Raw genomic sequence first — 17,692 nt, forward strand, 5'->3', positions numbered from 1 at the left:
TTGAAAGCGATGGTGGGCGCACTAGGGCTCGAACCTAGGACCCGCTGATTAAGAGCACCCGACCACCTCACCGCATAAGAAAGCATGAAGCAGCAGAAGCTGCGTTTCCCTCTTGACGACGCGAGGGCTCGCTGATTTTTGTAAGCGGAATGAGGCACGAAATGGCACAACCCTGCTTCACATCCGCTTCACAGAGGCCCCAATGCATCTGAAGCAGGACATCGTCGACCGGCTGACGCTGCCCCCCGGCAAGTCCGAGATACGCGTCTTCGACACGAGCCGCAACGCGCCGACGGGCTTCGGAGTCCGGGTCGCGGGCGTCCGGAGAACCTACATTCTACAGTATCGGGAGAATGGCGCCTCGCGGTCGCGCGTGCTCGCCAACGCGAACGACGTGACCTTGGAGGAGGCAAGGGCGCTCGCGAAAGCCTACAATGCCCAACGCCTTATCAATGGCGACCCGAACGCCGCAAAGGCGGCTGCCGTAGCCGCGGCGAAGGTCGTAAAGATGGAGGCGGCCAAGAACCTCATTACGCTTGGCGCGACCTATGAAACCTTCCTCTCGCACCTTGAGAAGCACGATCGCTCACCGAAGCACGTCACGGACACGCGCCGATATCTGAAGGTGGCGTGGAAGCCTCTGCACGCGCTCCGGGTTGATGCAGTCGAGCGAAAGAATGTCGCTGCGCAGCTCGCCAAGATCACGGCTGCCAGCGGCGCAATCTCGGGGAACCGGGCCCGGGTGGCGCTGTCCAGTTACTTCAAGTGGGCTGTTGGCGAAGGACTCGCGGACGCGAACCCTGTCGCCGGCACCAACCGCCCCGCCGCGGAATCGTCGCGCGACCACTTCCTCACCGATGAGGATCTGTGCGCCGTATGGGCAGCCTGTGGAGAGGACGATTACGGGCGCATTGTCCGCCTCCTCGCGCTCACCGCCTGCCGGCGCGAAGAGGTCGGCGCGATGGCGTGGTCGGAACTCCATCTGGAACGTCGGATGTGGATCATTCCAGGTGCTCGGACGAAGAATGGCCTCTCGCAAGAGGTGCCGCTCACGGATGCGATGCTGGCGATCCTGAATGCCGTTCCTCGTCGCGAGAATCGAGATCTGTTGTTCGGCCTCGGAGAGGCCGGCTATGGCGGCTGGTCGAAAAGCAAGAAGGCCCTGGACGAGCGAGTTGCGAAGGCTCGGGAGGAGGCTGGCCTCGCGCCGATCGCCGCTTGGCGGCTCCACGATCTGAGGCGGACCGTGGCAACCCGTATGGCTGACGAACTCGCAGTGCAGCCCCACGTCGTTGAGGCAGTCCTCAATCATATTTCAGGACACAGGAGCGGGGTGGCACGCATTTATAACCGGGCCACGTACCGCCGGGAGAAGACGGTTGTTCTGACGTTGTGGAGCGACCGCGTGGTCGCGTTGACGACGAAGCATCCGGCGAAGGTCTCGCCGCTCCGAGCGGTGGCGCGGTGATGGATACGCCCGATCCGCCAATCGGCACCTATGCGCCGCCTGGATATCTCCACCTGTGCGATGTCGTGCGAGCCGTCGAAGCTCGGCAGATCGCGGCAGGCCCTACGCGTCTGACCGTTGCCCAACGGCGGGCTCGCTGGGATACCGCTTGGCAACGGACGCTTGAAGCGCTGAGGAGTGGCCTCCTCCGCGCCCGAGGCCAGACGATAGAACGGGAGATCTTCGACATCGCCGATGATGCTTGGCGCGGCGGCTACGCCTTCCCGGCCGGCAATGGCGACGAGGTGGCGCTGCCAGAGAGGGCGTGGTTGGTTATGGTAGAAGGCCAAGTCGCCAAGGTGTTTTGTTTGCAGGCGGATGTCGAAGCATGGCTAAACGGCAGTTCTTCTCAGAGAAGAAGAGCTGGCAGAAGGCCCACTTATTCGTGGGAGAAATTTCTGCATTGCGCCTATCGGGTTATTTGGGAGGACAAGGAAAATATCCCGACACAGGCCGAACACGCGCGTCGCGCGCTCAAATTATATGCTGAGGAGAGCGGCCATCGGCCGGATGAGGAGTGGGCGAAGCCGCACATTCGGGAGATATGGAACAGCCTTCGCCTGCGGTAATTGTCACCCATTCCCACCTATTGGACACCCGACACGCAAGCGATCTAGGGCCACGTTCCGCTCGGTAAATCACCGGAGCGCGTCGTGGCCAGCTATCTTGAAGACCTTCCCCCCGAGTTGCAGCGTGAGATTGCGCTAAAGCGCCGGATCACCCCGGCCGAGTACGCCGCGCTTCTTGGCCTGTCCCTCGATGCCGCACGCCGCCGCTGGCGGAAGGGCGCTATCCCCGCTCCGACGAGCACCGGCGGTCGCAAGCTCGGTATTCAGCTCGGTGTCGCGCTCGAAGTCGCTGGACGGGGCGCCTGATGGCCGCCCCCCGCCGAATCCACCGTCGTGGCCTACGACGGCCGCAGGCGCCTTGGGAGCGTCGTCAGGCGCGGGCGGCAACATCACGCCTACGGCGCCACTGGCAGGCGTCTCGGAGCCTTCCTGAGCCGCGCTGAGGCCCTGGCGGCGATCTCTGCCGCGGCGGCCCTCCGGAAGCAGGAAGAGCGCCCATGACCCGCTCCAACATCACCTCGGTGGAATTTCCCGCGTTCTGGCTCGCCCGTCATCGCGCGTCTGAGGCGGCGGCGGCGTATCCGTCCGGCGGCCTGCCGCTGGGCCACCGCGCGCGGTTCGCGCAAGATGCTCGCAAGCATCTTACCGCCTACGTAGACCTCGCGAGCCTGGATGAGGCGGTGTCGACCGCTGTCTCCGCGTTCGACGACTATTTCGGTCGGGCGACCTCGCCCTGGCGCCCGCAGGTGCGGCCATGACCCGCCGACGCCAGCCCGGCGGCCCCAGCAGCCGCGATCGGATGCGCCGGCAGGGCACCGAGCGGTCGACCTTCAGCAAGCCCATCTTCGCGTCCCTCCCGCGGTCGCCGCGATATCCGCCGCAGCCCTCGAAGGAGGAATTGCGCGCGGAAGCCGAGCGGGCGCTTCGCGAGTGGCACCGCCGCTTCGATCCGAGCGGGCAGGAATGATGGGGGCCAACGTGAGCGGGCGCCGCGCCGTCCCTGCCGCAGAGATCTTGCCGTTCCCTCGAAGCCGGCACCAGCGCTTCGTGGCAAAGCACGCCGCCAACATGGCTGAAATGCCGGCCGCGGCGGCCGAGCGGTATCTCGCGCAACAGATCCGCGTCCAGCGCGAGACCATGGAGCGCCGCGGCATCTCCGGAGAGCGCATCCGCCAGGAGATGCGTGCCCTGGAACTCGCCATCAGAGCCACGCTCTGGCGGATCGTCATGGTGGGAGGCCGCGCGTGAGAACGGTCCCAAGCCGGCCGGTCGATCGCGACGATGACAGCGTCGAGGCGGTAACCTCGCGCAGGTTCAGCGTGTGCAAGGCATCAGAGTTGCCACCGAGCGCGGCACTATCCTGGAGTGCGCAGCAGCGGTCCAGATCGTTGTTGGCATTTCAACGGGCCGTCTTCGAGCGGGTTGGTGGCGTCGCCCGGGCACTGCGCCTCGCATGGGTGCTTCAGGGCCTATCCGCATCCAATGGCTATGCCACGGCCGGAGACAAATACCTCGCGGAAAAAACTGGCATGCAGACCACGGAGGGACGCCCCGCGAAGCATCTTCAGGAGATCCTCAAGCTGCTCGAGGATCGCGGCCTGATCATCCGCGTCCATGTGCCAAGGGGCAGCAACGGTTTCGACCGGCGAATCTATCTTTGCGCTCCAAGCGAGATACCCCCCGATCTGGGGGGTGGGGGTATCCCCCACTCCGAGGACCTCCCTACCCCCCGATCTGGGGGAACAGATATAAACACCAGCCGCACACGCATCTCGCGCGAACAACAAAACGCCCGCCGTAATGCTCACAGGGCCCCTTGGGAGCCCGGCAAAGTAGCCGACTGGATCGCAGAGGATTGAGCGAAAACCGCGCGCCTTGGCGCGCCGCCGTCAGGCGGAAACCAGCCGTGACGCTGCCACCCCATCGACGGTGAGCCTGCCACCGTGCTCGGGCACGCCAAGGGCTTCGCCCTCCTCCGCTGACGCTCCGGCCCTTCGGGTGACGTGCCCTGCGCGCGATGGCATTCGGAAGGCGTCGGGACGGAGGACGTCTTCCAAGTTCTCCCACGCCTCCGGCGGGTCGAACAGAGGACGGGACTTCTCCTCTCACGCGCGCCCGCGTGATCGCGGTGAGGATGGTTCCCTGAACGAGCGAGAGGGCGCGGAATATTCGCGAGCCGGTGCAGGCGTCCCGCAACCAACCGGCGGCATGACCGTTCAGGGCGCCAGCGCTTCACTGGCGCTTCATTTTGAGGTGAACGTCCATCTGCAAGGCGTAGACCCGCTGATCTTCGATCGCCGAACAAGCGATGGACCCCACCATGGCCTCTCATTGGCCCGGAAGGGGTGCCCTTGGGGGTGGGGGCAAAAACGGGATCGCCTGCTCGGGCTCGTCCTCCGCCCGCACGCCTGACCTCTGGAACATCGGGGGCCGTCCAGAATTTTCCTGCTCGATCATTTTCCGGTGGAATTCGGCGTTACGCGTTACGTTACGCGTCGCGTCTTCACCGGCCGGCCTTCCCCCCTCGTGTGCGCTGCCTGCCGGCTCGATGTGAGCATGATGATCGGGATGTTGACGAGGGAGCGGTGATGTCGGGGCGACAGTTGCCGGCGCCGCGGGTGGAGCGGCTTGAAGTTCGGCGCCGGCTTCTGCGGAAGTTGGAGCACGACGAGTTCCGGGAGCGCGCGCGAGACTGGGCTCGGCGGGTCCGGGATGGTGTGGACTGGAAGACGGCCGCCGAGGCTTGCGGGCTGCGGATCGCGGCGGCGCGGGCGCTGCGGTGCCAGCCAGACGTGATGGACACCCTGATCGCGGAGGAGACGCCTCGCCCTATGCCTATGGCGCGGCTGAGCACGAGCGCGGTCGAGGTCGAGGCGGCGCGCCCCGTCGATCATCCTGTCGTGCAGGAAACCATCTCCTCGGACGAAGCCTGGATGCGGTCGCTGCCTCCCGTCCCCTACGGCTGGTCGGATGCGCAATGGCGGCAGTTATGGACGATCCGGCGGGCCCTGGCGGCGCGGTGGGAGGCCGAGCGGGCACGGGCTGCCTTCCAGCCCCGGCGGCGGTCCCTGCGACGGTGCTGAATTCAGACGTTTCAGCGCTGAATTCAGACGTTTAAGACGGTGTCGGAATGTCCCGACGGTGTCCGGGACATCCTCCGCTCTGTGCGTAGCAGGATCTCTGTCGCGGCGTATTCTCGGAGCATGTTCCGCATCACGTTTCCCCCGCGGCCTGCCGCTCATCGCTCGCCGGAGCCCACCCATGGGGACCGGCTCCGCGCTGCTGCCGAGCGTTTCGAGGATCCGACGCAGGGCGCGCTCCCGCCGCCCGATCGCCGGCCTCGCGCATGGGGTGATCTGTCGGAAACGGAGAAGTTCACCGAGGCCCGCCGCCGCGCCGCCAGCCCGCGCATCTCCAAGTAGGAGATCGCCGACTTCCGCCGGTCCAATTTTGGACCCATTGTTATCAAGGACTTAACTGAAGCGGACGGGTTCAAGCAAAGTCGGCAAATTTGCCGACTTATCGACGGTCTTGTGCGTTGCCGCTGTGCGCCGAATGGCAACAGTTGCTCTATCTCTTCAGACGGGGCGCAAGATGCACAGCAGCGAGCTTGGGAACTTCATCGCCGAGGTCACGGACAAGGTCCGGGCGGGCCAGCAGGCCCTTGTCGAGATCGGTCGGCGCCGAACGTTGATCGCCTTCGACGCGCATCGCGGCGACAAGAAGGCGAAGGCCGAGCTGGCGGAACTCGCGGCCCGGGTTCCCGTCATCGAGGCCGAATTGTCGGATCTGGAGGCCGCGAGGTCGGAAGCCCGACGGCGCCTCGACGAAGCCCTGGCGAAGGAAACGCGCGAACGTCGAATCTCCGACGCCCGCGAGACGCTGAAGGCGATCGAGAAGGCGAAGGAGGCCGCGGCCGCGGCCGATGCAGCGGCCGATGCATTCTACGCAGCCGTCAGGGCATATGACGCTGAGCTGGCCGTCATCCGCACGATCGGCGTTGTCACGGAATTTTCCAGGGCCCGGCCCGACTTCATCGAATACAATGCCATTCAGGCGGTCGCTCCTAACAAGCCGATCTTCCCTGGCCTTGGCAGCCAAGGCACTCGCATCCTCGACCTCGCCAAGCAGATCTCGCTTCCCGGCGACACGATGTGCCTCCTCCGCGAAGCCGACAAGAGGGGCGAATGATGGGCCAGGTCGTATCCATTCCCGCTCGCGGCGAGCGGGATCGCCGGATCGCCATCAGGCTCACCGAGGCTGAGGCGACGAGAATCGAGGCGTATGCGGTCCGGCACGGGCTCGGCGTGTCCGCGACGATGCGGCTGGCCGCCATGCAGCTCCTGGACCGTGAGAATCGGTTCGGCCCGGTCGATGACCTGAGCACGGCCCTCGCGAACATCGTCGGCACGAAGGGGGAGTGACGCATGCCGAACGCCTATGACGCCTCTGGCGCCGCAAAACCCGAGGGGCCCCGCGCCCTGGCCTCGGTGCCGGAGAACCGGATGTCGGCGGAGGCGATCACCGCGCCCTACCAGATGGTGGCGCGGGCGGTCGGGCATCTCGGCAACGTGGTGGACGAGGCGACGGTCGACTGGCACCGGCAGGCCGCCGAGGAGAGGGTCGTTACCCGCGACCAGGACGGGAATGTGCAGCTCGAACTCCGTCCCTTCGAGTTCTCGGCCGGCGACCGGGCCTATAACGCCGTGGCGAGGCAGCGCGCGCTCTCCGCGGGCATGACGGATGTCGACCGGGCCCGCGCCGATACGATCGCGAAGCACCAGAACGACCCGGCCGGCTTCGATGTGGAATGGACCGCCTTCACCAAACGGCTGGCCGTGACCGGCGACAAGGTGCTGCGCGGGCCGTTGAGCGACTATGCGAACCGCACCGGCGGCGAGGCCCGCAACAAGCTCCAGATCACCCGCGCGCACAACGACACCGAAGCGGGCAAGGCAGGCATGCTTGCCCGCGCGCAGGTGGCCGGGAACGACATGCTCACCCTGGCGCGTGAAGGCGGGACCGAGACGCCTGCCTATCAGCAGGCGGTGAAGAACCTCCAGGACGTTTTCGAGCAGCTTCGAGCGATCCCCGCCTATAACGTCTCGCAGGAAGAGGTCGACATCAACCTGAAGCGCTGGCGCGACCTTGGGCTCGGCATGGCCGCGTCCGGCGGCGTGACGAAAGCCTGGAAGGAAAATGGTGTCGTCGGCGCCCGCAAGTATATCGAAGAAAATATCACCAACAATACATCGCTTCATCTGAGCGACGCGGACAGGGCGCATATTGCGACCTTCGCGAATGCGAAGCTGGCGCAGCTTCAGGGCGAGCGGCAGATCGAAGTCGAACGCCTCAAGCCTACGGTGGATGCGTTCTGGACGCATCTCTGGGGCAAGGGCAAGCCCGTCCCGGATGGCCAATATCAGGAGGCCCTGAAGCGCGTTCAGGCTGTGGGCGATGACGGGCTGCTTTCCCGGCTGATGACTGGCCGGGCGCTCGAAGCCACCTTCATGGCCTCCCGCAGCGCGCCCGATGCGGCCTTCCCCGGCGCACCGGCGCCGTCCGGTCCGACGCTGATCCCCGGCGCGTCGCCGACGCTCGGGGCAGGATTCGCGCGCTCGGCCGGTGGGGAGGCGATCGGGGCTTCCCTGCTGCGCAAGTTCGAGGGGTTCCACGCATCGCCCTATTGGGATGTGAATGCGTATCGGTCCGGCTATGGCTCGGACACCATCACCCGGGCGGATGGGAGCGTGGTCCGGGTGGCGCCCGGCATGCAGGTGTCGCGCGAGGATGCGGAGCGCGACCTGGCGCGCCGGATCAACACCGAGTTCCTGCCGAAGGCGGCGCAGACGGTGGGCGGGGCCTGGGATGGCCTGCCACAGGCAGCGAAAGAGGCGCTGGTCTCGGTCACCTACAACTACGGGAGCCTGCCGGGCAGCGTCGCAGAGGCGGCTCGGACGGGCGACGTGAACGCCATCGCCGGAGCGATCAGGGGCCTCGCCGGCCACAATGGCGGTGTGAACGCCAACCGGCGGAACCAGGAGGCCGCGCATGCCGCAGGAGGCTCTTCGGGCGGCGTCCCTCAGGTGCCGACGATGCCCTGGACCGCGGAGCAGCTGAAGGCGAATCCGCATCTCCTGCCGGACTGGCTGGCAGCCGCGGCCGGTGCCTCCGATAGGCAGGTCCGATGGGCCACGATGCAGGCGGACGGCGTCATCGCGGCCCTGAAGCACGACCAGCGCCCGAACGAGGAATCGACAGCCGCCGTCCTCCAGATCGCCCGCACGAACCCCCCCGAGGCCGGCCTCGCCGAGAAGATCAAGCAGATCTCCACCCTCGCCGCGGGGTCGGAGATCGCGCGCGCCGCCGGGAACATGACCGATGCGGCCGGAGCGTCGTTCCTGAGCCGCGTGCACCAGCTCGCACAGGGCGCCTCGCTCTATCATCAGGCGATCGAGCGCGACGCGCAGGAAGCCGCCAAGCGCCGTCGGACGCGCCTCACGAACGATCCGGTCGCCGAGGGCGCCGATCGCGGCTGGCATCCGCCGGTCCCGCCGATCGACTTCAGCGCGCCGCCCGATCGCATCGCGCAGGTGATCGCCGCTCACGGTGACGCCGCCCGCGACCGCGGCGCCGCCCGCGGCAACCCGCTGGAGCCGGCCCTCGGGCCGCCCGAGGTGGCGCAGGTCAAGGCCATCGCCAGCCAGGGAACGGTCGACCAGAGGCTCCTCCTTCTCTCCAGCATCGCGCAGATGCCCGAGGGCGTCCGGAACGCGACGTTGCAGCAGATCGGGATGGGCGGCGAGGCGGCCGTCTTCGCCTTCGCCGGGGGGCTCGCGCAGGAGGCGCCGGACATCGCCCGGTCGCTGGTCGTTGGCCATGCGGCCATGACCGCGAAGGAGGGCTACATCCCGAAGACGGGAGCGAACGCGACCGTCTATCGCTCATCGAAGGACGCGGCCCTTCCGGTTGCCGCCTTCCCGCCGGCCATCCGTGCCGACGGCTCGGGCCCGCTCGCGGCCATGTCGCAGGCGATCGATGCGCGCTACGCCTATCTCGCCGCGCAGGCCGGCGACACCACGGGCAAGCCGAACGAGACGCGGCTGCGGCAGGCGACGAACGACGTCACGGGCGGCGTTCTCTGGCACAACGGGGCGCCGGTGATCGCGCCCGTCCGCGGCATGGACCAGCGCGGGTTCGATTCCATCATGGCCGGGATCACGGATGGCGACCTCGCGGGCGTCACGACGGGCAGCGGGCGGCCGATCACGGCGAATTACCTGCGATCCTCCGCCCGGCTCCAGGCCGTCGGCGAGGCCCAATATCTCGTCGTCCTGAACCGCAACGACGCGGCTCCCCAATATGCGACCGCCTTCGGCAAGGCGTTCGTGCTGAACCTGAAGGGCCGCGAGCCGGCGCCGCCGCCGTTCTTCGCCCGCACCGATCCGGGAATGGTCCTGCCGTGAGCCTCGATATCTTCCAGAACGCGAACCGGGACGCGATCGACGAGGCGAGCCGGAACATCGCGCCGGACCTGCCCGCGACCTTCGGCGAGTCCTTCGACGCAGCGCTGACAGGCGCGTTGGAGTACGGGAACTCGACGGCCTACCTGATGGCCCGCGAGCATACGCTCCGCGATCATGTGCAGGACATCCGCACGCGCACGGGCGCCGTCCTGCCGAATCCCGGCCTCGTCATCGGCCCGTCGCTCGACACCTACAACGCGAAGGTCCGCGAGCTGAATGCGGGCCAGCCCGACCTTGGCCTCTCCGAGCTGACCGAGGGCGACATCGACCGGATGACGCTGGATCGCATGCGCAAGGCGCGGGCGGGCTCGGTCGCCATGGCCCGCCGGGAGCAGTCCATCGGCTCGCAGGTGGGCGGCTTTCTCGGGTCGATCGTTGGCTCGGTCCCCGATCCGGTCAACATCGCGCTCGCGCCCATCGGCCTCGGCTCCGGCGGCCTGCTCCTTCGCATGGCGCAGTTCGCGGCGATCGGGGCCGGCGGCCAGGCCGTGAACGAGGTGATCGCCGCACCGACGCGCGAGCGGGCCGTACCCGGGTCCCTCGCCGAAGCGCCAGGGAACGTCCTGGAGGCGGGGCTCGGCGGCGCGGCCTTGGGCGGCGGGCTCCACGCCGCCGGCATGGGCTTTCGCGCGCTGGGCCGCCTTCTGGGCATCGATCCGAAGGCCCTGCCGACCTCCGCGAAGGACGATCTGGCCGCGGCGACGAGCGAGGCTCAGGTCGCAGCCACGAACGTCTTGCCGGGCGTGGCCGGCGAGGCGGCGCATGGCGATGCGCTGCGGGCCGCCGTCGAGCAGATCGCCCGTGGCGAGCGGGTGACGGCGCTCGACGCCATGGACCCGGCGCTTCGCCAGAGCTTCCGCGAGAGCATCGCCCCCATCATGGATGCGCGGGTTCGGCTCGCCCCCGACGGCGGCCTCCCGCCGACGATGGAGCGGCTTGCCGAGCTGCAACTGTTCGGGCTCCGCGACAGCGTCCGCTCCATCGAGACGGAGGCGAGCGGCCAGCTCGCGAGCTTCGTCGCGCGTGAGGAGGCCCTCGCGGCCCGCGAGACGCAGATCAGGAGCCGGCGCGACCGCATCGCGGAGATCACGAACGAGGCGGAAGCCCTGCGCCTGGAGCGCGACCAGCGCGCCGGCCTCATCCCGCCCGAGGCGGTCGACGAGATGACGGCCGGTCGGCTCGCCGCGATCCAGGACGAGCTTTCCGGCACGGTCACGGCCGGCCGCCGGGCCGCGCTTCAGGCGGAACGGGAGCAGATCGCCACGACCCTTGCCGCAAGATCGCCCGAGCACGCCAGCATGGCGCAGGAGGTGATGGGCCTCACGCGGGCCCTGGAGCGGGAGGAGGGCCGCGCGCGCCGCCTCGAGGCGGCGGTGCAGAGGAGCCTCGCCAATGTCGAGGGCGAGCGCGCCGGGATCGGCCTTGAGCGCAGCGTGGCCGGAACCCGCTTCGCAGGGCGCAGGACGGCCGCGATCCGCGAGCTTCGGCGCTCCATCGACCGGCTCGCGCAGGAAGGCTACGGCTTGCGCCTCGCGGATGGCGAGGCGGAGACGCTGGCGGAGCGTCTCGTCCAGGCGCCCGACGCTGATATTCCCGCCCTTCTCCGGCAGGTGTCGGAGGATCTGGCGACGCGCCCGAAGACGCCGGAGACGACCCTGCCGCGCCGCGCCGTGGATCCGCGCTGGCGGCAGGACATGGAGGCCCGCGTCGAAGCCTTCGCCCGGCAACACGGGCACGACCTCTCCCTCGACGAGGTGGGCCGTCTGACCGACCAGCTCATCGACGCGAGCCCGGCGCAGGCGGAGGGGGTGCTGGCGGAGTACATGCTCCGCCCGATCACCTTCGCCGAGCGGCCCGCGCCGGGCTTCGACATGCCGCCCGTGCCCGCGGCGGAGGTCAGGACGCCCGATCTGCGGCGCGACCTGATGGCCGGCATGGGGCGGGACGGCGGAGCCGAGACCGTCGAGAAGCTGCGCGCCGATCCCGCCGTCGACGACATCGTGATCCGCGAGATGGACCAGATCCGCAACCGCCATCCGAGCACCCTCTACCGGGAGTCGTTCACGGACCCGGACGGGACGGTCCGCGTGACCGAACGGCCGCTGGCGGAAGTGCTGGACGAGCTTGACGCCATGGCGGTGGCCGCGCGCGAGCTGGAGGCGTGCGTCATCGGCGCATCGGGCGCTGTGGCCGGCGGGAGCGCCACGGCCATGAGGGGAATGTCATGAGCGTCGCTGTCTGCCTGAACAAGCTGGAGGCCACGGGACGGGTCACGCCGGATGCGGCGCGGGCCGCCCGAGCCCTCTGGGAGCGCTACCAGGGCCGGTTCAGCCTCGACATGCCGCCTGCTCAAGCCGACGCCGCCGCGGCCCTCCAGGCCGCCCGGACGATGGCGCAGACGGCTGCCGAGAAGAAGCGCTCCGTCGCCTTGCAGACGATCCGGCAGACGGAGGCGGAGCGCGTGCAGCATCAGCACGAATGGGGCCCGGTCGCGGGCGCCATGGCGCTTCTCACGCGGGACATCTACCGGACCGGCACGGCGAATGTGGACACACGGGCGCAGACGATCCGCGAGGCGCTGTTCTCTCGCTTCAACGCCGGCCTCGAAGCCTATTCGTCCCGCCTCGCCGGACTGAAGCAGGACACCGTCGGACCGCAGAACATGGTGCGCGAGCTGTTCGGCGTCGACACCGGCGACGAGGTGGCGAAGGCCGCCGCGAAGGGCTGGCAGGACGCCGTTTCCTACGGCACCGAGTACGTGCAGAAGGCCGGCAAGATTTTCGAGGCCGCCGAGGATTGGCGTCTTCCGCAAGCATGGAACTCCGACCGGGTGCGCCGCTTCGGGGCGCAGGCGTTCAAAGCCGACGTGCAGGATGCGATCGCCGCGGGCGGCCTGAAGGTCTTCGACAAGGAGCGGATGGTGGTCGCCACCGATCCGGCTCGCATTGACCTCCTGCTGGATAAAGCCGCCCGCGACATCGTCACGGAAGCCGGCTCCTCCCCGGCCTTCTCCGCCGAGAAGCGGACGTTCCTCTTCGAGGATGGGAAGGCCGGAGCGGACGCCTGGCTGGCGTTGCAGGGCAAGTACGGGGCCGGCCAGGACATCCTCGCGACGCTCCGCTCACATCTCGGCCGGATGGCGCAGGACGCGGCGCTGACCGACATCCTCGGGCCGCAGCATGCGGCGACGGCGGCGCTCCTTGAGAAGAATGCCCGTGCCGCCGAACGCCTCGGGCAGGCCGGCTCGCCCTGGCGCCCGCAGCGCTGGCTCGGCGCCGAGACCAGCCGGGCCGTCGGGCGAACCTACAACGTCCTCTCCGGTCGGGCGAACGGCGTGGAATCCACTGCCCTGGCCGGCTTCTTCGGCGCGCTCCGATCCATGATGTCGGGCTCTTCCCTCGGATCCGCCGTCATAGCGGCGGTGCCGGGCGACAGCCTCACGACCGCGCTCGCGGCGCGCTGGAACGGGCTGGAGACGGCTGCGATCCTGCGCAGAATCGTGGAGCCCGGCATGTCGCAGGAGGACGCCGCCCGGCTTCTGGTGACCGGCCACGCCATCTCCGATCACGCTGTCAGCACCCTGCGCTATGCGGACCAGCTCGCAGGGCCGGAGCTTCTCCGCAAGGTCGCCGACGTCGTGATCCGGGCGAGCGGCCTCACCGCCTGGACGGAGGGGCTGAAGAGGGCCTTCACCCTGGAAATGCTCGGCTATGTGGCGAAGCAGGCCGATCGGGCCTTCGGGGCGGTGGACGCGCCCTTCCGCTCGTTCCTGGAGCGCTACGGCGTCACGCCCGCCGAATGGGAGGCGATCCGCGCCCGGCCTCTTCAGGATGTGGGCGGGGCCAAGTTCTTCGACAGCGCCATGGCCGCGGACGATCCCCTCGCCAGAAAGATCTATGAGGGCGTCCTCACCGAGCGGGCCTATGCCGTGCTGGAGCCGGATGCGCGGGTGCGGTCGATCACGACCGGCGGGACGCAGGCCGGAACGATCGTCGGCGAGCTGGCCCGGAACCTGTCCATGTTCACCTCCTTCGCGCAGACGATGATGCTGACGCACTGGATGAAGATCGCGACGGAAAGCGGCTCGCTCGGGAACAAGGTGATGAACGGCGTCGCCTTCCTCGGGCTGCACATCATGGCCGGCGCCGTCATCCTCCAGGCCAGGCAGGTGCTTCAAGGTCGGGATCCCATCAGCATGGACTCGCCGCGCTTTTGGGTAGCGGCCATGATGTCGGGCGGCGGGCTCGGATATTACGGCGACCTGATCGGGAACGCGGTCGAATCCTCGGACAGGTCGATCATCGGCAAGTTCTCCGGCCCCATCGGCGGTCTGGTCGACGACACCGGCCGCGCCCTCCCCGCCGTCGCGACGAAGGGATGGGGCGGGGCCGGGGAGGTGATCGATGTCGTCCCCCACCGCACGCCCCGCCAGAAAGTCTTGTGGGCGCGCCTGGGGACCGACCGGTTGCTCTCCGACCAGCTGCACCGCCCCTTTGCCCCCGACTACGCGCAGGGCTCCGCCCGCCGCGAGAACGCGGCCATGAAGACCTATGGGCAGAGGTTCTATTGGGCGCCGGGAGAGGCCGCGCCCTCGCGCATGCCCGCCTTCGGGAACGTGATGGGACGGTGATCAAAGGCGATCACCATCCACAATGTTAGGCGGCGGCTTTGCTGGCTTCGCCATTCAGACGCGTGCGGATCATATCGTTGATCTGGTGTGTCGAGTCGATCACCCGCAAGCGATCTTTGATCTCCGAGAACGGATGGTCGCGCAGCAACTCTACGAATCCCGCGTTGACGAAGGACGACGTGGCCGTCGTAATTCCTGAGAACGAAATTACGATTGGCCCACCGCGGCGCAGACCCATGGAAATGCGGCGATATACGATGGCACCTTGGTCACCTGTGTCGGCCGCCCCGACGAGGTCGGCAATTCGGATCACCATTCTAGATCCTCCGGCTTGTCCTCGATCGACACGATCGTGTCGGTTCTGAGGCTGATGTCAATGGTCGTCCCAGGACAAAATCCACCGACGGTAAAGCCCGGAACAACGCGAGAAGGCGAAAAACACACGGACCCATCAAAGGAATAGATCGAAACCGTACCGCCGTTGCCTTCAACCACGGTCTTCAGAAGATAATGGAGACCCACGCCGCGATTGCGTGGCGTCGTCTGGCTAGTGAAACCCTCCTCGACAGCTCGCAATATAGCGTCGTTTGAACTAATTTCAGGTTGGATTTTTCGAACTGAGTCTGGAATTCCTACACCGAAATCTGCGACAGATATACTTATTTTATCAAGCCGCGGGAAATGCTGCATAAAGATGCTTCCGTTGTTCTTCGTTGAGTGATCTAGTATATTATTGAACAATTCGGAGACGCAAACCTGAATCATATAGAACGACGCCTCGGAAAGCCCAGTTCGACTTGCAAGCCAGGGCACGAGGTTCACTCTGATCCAATCGTGACTACTCGCTACGCCGACTCTTTGTAGCGGTTTTGTTGTAATCCGCGGAGCGGCGTATTGGTTTAGCTTCTTATTTAGATGTTGCTCAAAAAAAAGAGAGTCGTCCAAGAACCTTATTGCCTCCCTATCGGGCGCGTGATTTCTGAAGAAGGCTTCAATACCACGATGATGAGCCCACCAAACAAAGTTACTAAGGAAAGTCACTCCAGCCGGTTCTATAAATCCAAGATTACGGAAATCAATATTGACCCGACGGGGGACTATGCCTTGGCAGTCTTTTTCAAATTTTGACACGACATGACCGACGGATGAGCCGGTGAGCCGGTACGGCAGGGTGACGTTGATTTCGGGCATCGGCGATTCTGAGTTGCAGGCCGGGCCTAACGCTATCCGGCCTCTGTGAGAAGCCGCACCCCTGGCCGAGGCCACGAAGCGGGCACAAGAGGCGAGGGATCAGGCCGCAGCCAAGTAGCCCAGATGCACGAAAGCCGGTGGGCCCTTGCGGTGCACCGGCTTTTCGTGGAGCATGTCCGTGGGTGTGACAACCCGGACTTGGAATAGGCGTCGACCGCTTGGCGGTGGTCGGCGTCCGAATATCGCGATGGCGGCCTTTGGCGAGGCAGCCTAGCGAGTGAGATGCGCCTTGGCGGGCGCACCAACCTGGCCACGAGTATGGCCGGGAGCGGTGCGCCATGTCCAGAGCCGCCAAGCTTAAAAGCGCATCGACCTGTCTTCCGAGCAGGTTGTCACCTCCCGGCTGCCTCGTCCGTCACGGGGCGCGGCTGTGACAAGCCTCAATCGGAAAAGTACCCATGAACATCCACGACGTGCCGGCGCCTCCTGCGCTTGCGCCATTCCGCGACGCGCTCCTCCCTTCGCCATGCGTCGTCACCGGCGAGCTGCGCGCCCTGTGTGTCTACGAGCGGCCTCCGATCGATTGCGGCGCCGCGCGCGTGCCCGACGACGCTTTTGCACCGCATCTGAAGGCGGGCGAGATGGCCGTCATTGATCCCGAGGACCGCGGGCCGGTTGCGGGCGAGCTGTTCCTCGTCAAGATCATGAGCCCGTTGGAACCCGACGGCATTCGGCTCAGGCTCGTCCAGCTTCGGCCGAAGCTCCTGCGCATGGGCACGATCCTGCCCGATGGTCGCGCCGTTCCAGACGCTGAGGACTCGGTCGGATGGTGGATGCACTTCAGCCTGATCCGGCACCATGGGCGCCTCTCCCGGGAGGAAGTCATCGCCGAGCTCCGGGCCGGCAGGATGTCCTTATGCGACGGGCCTCTTCAACCCCTTGACATGCGTCAGAAGATCGTCGGCCGTGTCGTCGGCGTTGTGCTGGCAGGTGACGCATGAGCGCCCCGTCGGATCGCCGCGGTTTCCTTCGCGGCCTCGCCACGCTTCCTCTCGCCTGCGGCGGCACGACACTCACCGGGCAGACGATGGCGGCACCGGCCGCCGTCTCGGCGGTGCAGGATGTCGCCGAGCGCGCCATTGCAGCTTCCCTCCGTTACGAACGTCTGGAGTTGGAACGCTGCGACATCGAAGAGGCGCGGGACCAAGCGCTTATTCCGCTCCGGGACGCGCTCGCGGTACGACCCGACGACCCATGGGAATTCGTTCGGCCACACAGGTCGGGGTTCGACGGGAAACAGCGCTACAATGCCGCCTGCCTGTCTTCGCTTCGGCGCATGACGGTCGTTCCTTCCGGATATGAAGAGCGCCGGAAGGAGATCATCGAGGCCCTGGAGAGGTTCGAGGCCGAGAAGCGCCGCTTGGACCATACCTTGGGCCTTCTCGCTGCGGAGGAGGCCGAGATGGAGGCGGCCTATGCTTCGCGCGCGCTCAACGATGAACTCGTTGCGACGCCGGCCACGACGCTCGCGGACATGATCGTCAAGGCACGGGCGATCAAGCGCATCTACGGCGACGACGAACCCGGTTGCGACGACGACGCCTTGGACACGTGCCTCGCGATGTCGATCGTTCGCGACCTTCTCGCACTCGATGCGGCGGCGTGACGGGGACCATGCTTGCTTGTGCGTTGGCGAGCATCGGAATTTGGGGAGGGTCGGGCATGACCGACTCTCCCCTTGCCTTTGCCACGATCAACAGCCGCGACGATCTCACCGCCGCCGTCCGCGAGCGCCGCATGGAACTCGGCATGTGCCAGCTCGAACTCGACGAGCGCACTGGCCTCCCCGGCGGCTATACGGGGAAGCTGGAGGCGGTCCTGAGCAGCCCGAACGCCGTGAATGCCCGGTCGATCGGGTGGACCGCCCTGCCGCTCCTCATGGACGCTCTCGGCCTGGAACTGGTCGCCGTCCGCCAAGGAAGCCTCCGGAAGCGCCTCTCGAAGACGGAGAGGGCGAAGCGTGGGGCCAGGGCCCGCAGTGACCGCCTCAGCCCGGAACGGCGCAGGGAGATCGCCAGGAAGGCGGCGGCGGCGCGATGGGAGAATCAGGCTGCTTCACCTGCGCTTCACGGCAGAAGCCATCCGTGAAGCGCATGGCCTTCCGCCCCGTGGGCGGCGCCCTAATAGGTTGAAATTGATGACGAGTTTAGGGAGGCGATGGTGGGCGCACTAGGGCTCGAACCTAGGACCCGCTGATTAAGAGTCAGCT

At 66.9% G+C, this 17,692-nt stretch carries 16 protein-coding genes; 14 read left to right on the forward strand and 2 right to left on the reverse strand.

Translation table 11 applies throughout. The features are described 5' to 3' along the window. The first annotated feature begins 202 nt into the window (after positions 1–202). The 11 genes from PKD06_RS13785 (at position 203) to PKD06_RS13835 (ending at position 14,232) form a co-directional block, all read left to right on the forward strand. Positions 203–1,468, forward strand: coding sequence for a site-specific integrase (locus tag PKD06_RS13785; RefSeq protein WP_324380990.1), 1,266 nt, complete (start codon positions 203–205; stop codon positions 1,466–1,468). Continuing rightward, positions 1,468–2,076: a hypothetical protein gene (locus PKD06_RS13790; protein WP_324380992.1), complete on the forward strand. Its 609-nt coding sequence runs from the start codon at positions 1,468–1,470 to the stop codon at positions 2,074–2,076. The genes PKD06_RS13785 and PKD06_RS13790 overlap by 1 nt, the downstream gene beginning before the upstream one ends. Before the next feature lie 84 nt (positions 2,077–2,160). Then, entirely contained in the window at positions 2,161–2,382 is a 222-nt protein-coding gene (locus PKD06_RS13795; protein WP_324380994.1) for a hypothetical protein, read from the forward strand. A 191-nt stretch (positions 2,383–2,573) separates the two neighbouring features. Then, positions 2,574–2,834, forward strand: coding sequence for a hypothetical protein (locus PKD06_RS13800; RefSeq protein ID WP_324380996.1), 261 nt, complete (start codon positions 2,574–2,576; stop codon positions 2,832–2,834). A 205-nt stretch (positions 2,835–3,039) separates the two neighbouring features. Further along, a complete protein-coding gene (locus PKD06_RS13805; protein ID WP_324380998.1) occupies positions 3,040–3,324 on the forward strand; it encodes a DUF6074 family protein in 285 nt (94 codons plus the stop codon). 1,469 nt (positions 3,325–4,793) lie between these two features. After that, on the forward strand, positions 4,794–5,159 hold the full coding sequence (locus PKD06_RS13810) for a hypothetical protein (RefSeq protein ID WP_324381000.1): 366 nt from the start codon (positions 4,794–4,796) through the stop codon (positions 5,157–5,159). Between the two features lie 697 nt (positions 5,160–5,856). Further along, on the forward strand, positions 5,857–6,267 hold the full coding sequence (locus tag PKD06_RS13815; RefSeq protein ID WP_324381002.1) for a hypothetical protein: 411 nt from the start codon (positions 5,857–5,859) through the stop codon (positions 6,265–6,267). Further along, positions 6,264–6,500, forward strand: coding sequence for a hypothetical protein (locus tag PKD06_RS13820; RefSeq protein ID WP_324381004.1), 237 nt, complete (start codon positions 6,264–6,266; stop codon positions 6,498–6,500). Before PKD06_RS13815 ends, PKD06_RS13820 begins: the two co-directional genes overlap by 4 nt. 3 nt (positions 6,501–6,503) lie before the next feature. Further along, positions 6,504–9,542, forward strand: coding sequence for a hypothetical protein (locus PKD06_RS13825; protein ID WP_324381006.1), 3,039 nt, complete (start codon positions 6,504–6,506; stop codon positions 9,540–9,542). Continuing rightward, a complete protein-coding gene (locus PKD06_RS13830; RefSeq protein ID WP_324381008.1) occupies positions 9,539–11,830 on the forward strand; it encodes a hypothetical protein in 2,292 nt (763 codons plus the stop codon). Before PKD06_RS13825 ends, PKD06_RS13830 begins: the two co-directional genes overlap by 4 nt. Continuing rightward, on the forward strand, positions 11,827–14,232 hold the full coding sequence (locus PKD06_RS13835; RefSeq protein WP_324381010.1) for a hypothetical protein: 2,406 nt from the start codon (positions 11,827–11,829) through the stop codon (positions 14,230–14,232). Before PKD06_RS13830 ends, PKD06_RS13835 begins: the two co-directional genes overlap by 4 nt. Positions 14,233–14,257: 25 nt before the next feature. Here the strand turns inward: PKD06_RS13835 and PKD06_RS13840 are convergent, their stop codons facing one another. Next, positions 14,258–14,548 carry an STAS-like domain-containing protein gene (locus PKD06_RS13840; RefSeq protein ID WP_324381012.1) on the reverse strand — a complete coding sequence of 97 codons (291 nt, stop codon included), beginning with the start codon at positions 14,546–14,548 and terminating at the stop codon, positions 14,258–14,260. Then, positions 14,542–15,423, reverse strand: coding sequence for an ATP-binding protein (locus tag PKD06_RS13845; RefSeq protein ID WP_324381014.1), 882 nt, complete (start codon positions 15,421–15,423; stop codon positions 14,542–14,544). The genes PKD06_RS13840 and PKD06_RS13845 overlap by 7 nt, the downstream gene beginning before the upstream one ends. A gap of 458 nt (positions 15,424–15,881) precedes the next feature. Here PKD06_RS13845 and PKD06_RS13850 point away from each other — a divergent pair, with 458 nt between their 5' ends. From PKD06_RS13850 to PKD06_RS13860, 3 genes are read left to right on the forward strand one after another with little or no spacing between them, the layout of a single operon-like run. Beyond that, positions 15,882–16,424 (forward strand): hypothetical protein, encoded by a 543-nt coding sequence (locus PKD06_RS13850; protein ID WP_324381017.1) that lies wholly within the window; start codon positions 15,882–15,884, stop codon positions 16,422–16,424. Beyond that, positions 16,421–17,089, forward strand: coding sequence for a hypothetical protein (locus PKD06_RS13855; protein ID WP_324381018.1), 669 nt, complete (start codon positions 16,421–16,423; stop codon positions 17,087–17,089). The genes PKD06_RS13850 and PKD06_RS13855 overlap by 4 nt, the downstream gene beginning before the upstream one ends. Positions 17,090–17,145: 56 nt before the next feature. Beyond that, positions 17,146–17,571 (forward strand): hypothetical protein, encoded by a 426-nt coding sequence (locus PKD06_RS13860; RefSeq protein WP_324381020.1) that lies wholly within the window; start codon positions 17,146–17,148, stop codon positions 17,569–17,571. Positions 17,572–17,692 lie beyond the last annotated feature (121 nt).

Source organism: Enterovirga sp., assembly GCF_035325185.1.
Classification (GTDB): domain Bacteria; phylum Pseudomonadota; class Alphaproteobacteria; order Rhizobiales; family Beijerinckiaceae; genus Enterovirga.

What these genes read in the sequence shown, in the direction of transcription:
- PKD06_RS13860 (WP_324381020.1), top strand. Translation starts at nt 17,146, where the DNA reads ATGACCGACTCTCCCCTTGCCTTTGCCACGATCAACAGCCGCGACGAT.
- PKD06_RS13805 (WP_324380998.1), top strand. Translation starts at nt 3,040, where the DNA reads ATGATGGGGGCCAACGTGAGCGGGCGCCGCGCCGTCCCTGCCGCAGAG.
- PKD06_RS13790 (WP_324380992.1), top strand. Translation starts at nt 1,468, where the DNA reads ATGGATACGCCCGATCCGCCAATCGGCACCTATGCGCCGCCTGGATAT.
- PKD06_RS13840 (WP_324381012.1), bottom strand. Translation starts at nt 14,548, where the DNA reads ATGGTGATCCGAATTGCCGACCTCGTCGGGGCGGCCGACACAGGTGAC.
- PKD06_RS13855 (WP_324381018.1), top strand. Translation starts at nt 16,421, where the DNA reads ATGAGCGCCCCGTCGGATCGCCGCGGTTTCCTTCGCGGCCTCGCCACG.
- PKD06_RS13825 (WP_324381006.1), top strand. Translation starts at nt 6,504, where the DNA reads ATGCCGAACGCCTATGACGCCTCTGGCGCCGCAAAACCCGAGGGGCCC.
- PKD06_RS13850 (WP_324381017.1), top strand. Translation starts at nt 15,882, where the DNA reads ATGAACATCCACGACGTGCCGGCGCCTCCTGCGCTTGCGCCATTCCGC.
- PKD06_RS13845 (WP_324381014.1), bottom strand. Translation starts at nt 15,423, where the DNA reads ATGCCCGAAATCAACGTCACCCTGCCGTACCGGCTCACCGGCTCATCC.
- PKD06_RS13785 (WP_324380990.1), top strand. Translation starts at nt 203, where the DNA reads ATGCATCTGAAGCAGGACATCGTCGACCGGCTGACGCTGCCCCCCGGC.
- PKD06_RS13835 (WP_324381010.1), top strand. Translation starts at nt 11,827, where the DNA reads ATGAGCGTCGCTGTCTGCCTGAACAAGCTGGAGGCCACGGGACGGGTC.
- PKD06_RS13820 (WP_324381004.1), top strand. Translation starts at nt 6,264, where the DNA reads ATGATGGGCCAGGTCGTATCCATTCCCGCTCGCGGCGAGCGGGATCGC.
- PKD06_RS13800 (WP_324380996.1), top strand. Translation starts at nt 2,574, where the DNA reads ATGACCCGCTCCAACATCACCTCGGTGGAATTTCCCGCGTTCTGGCTC.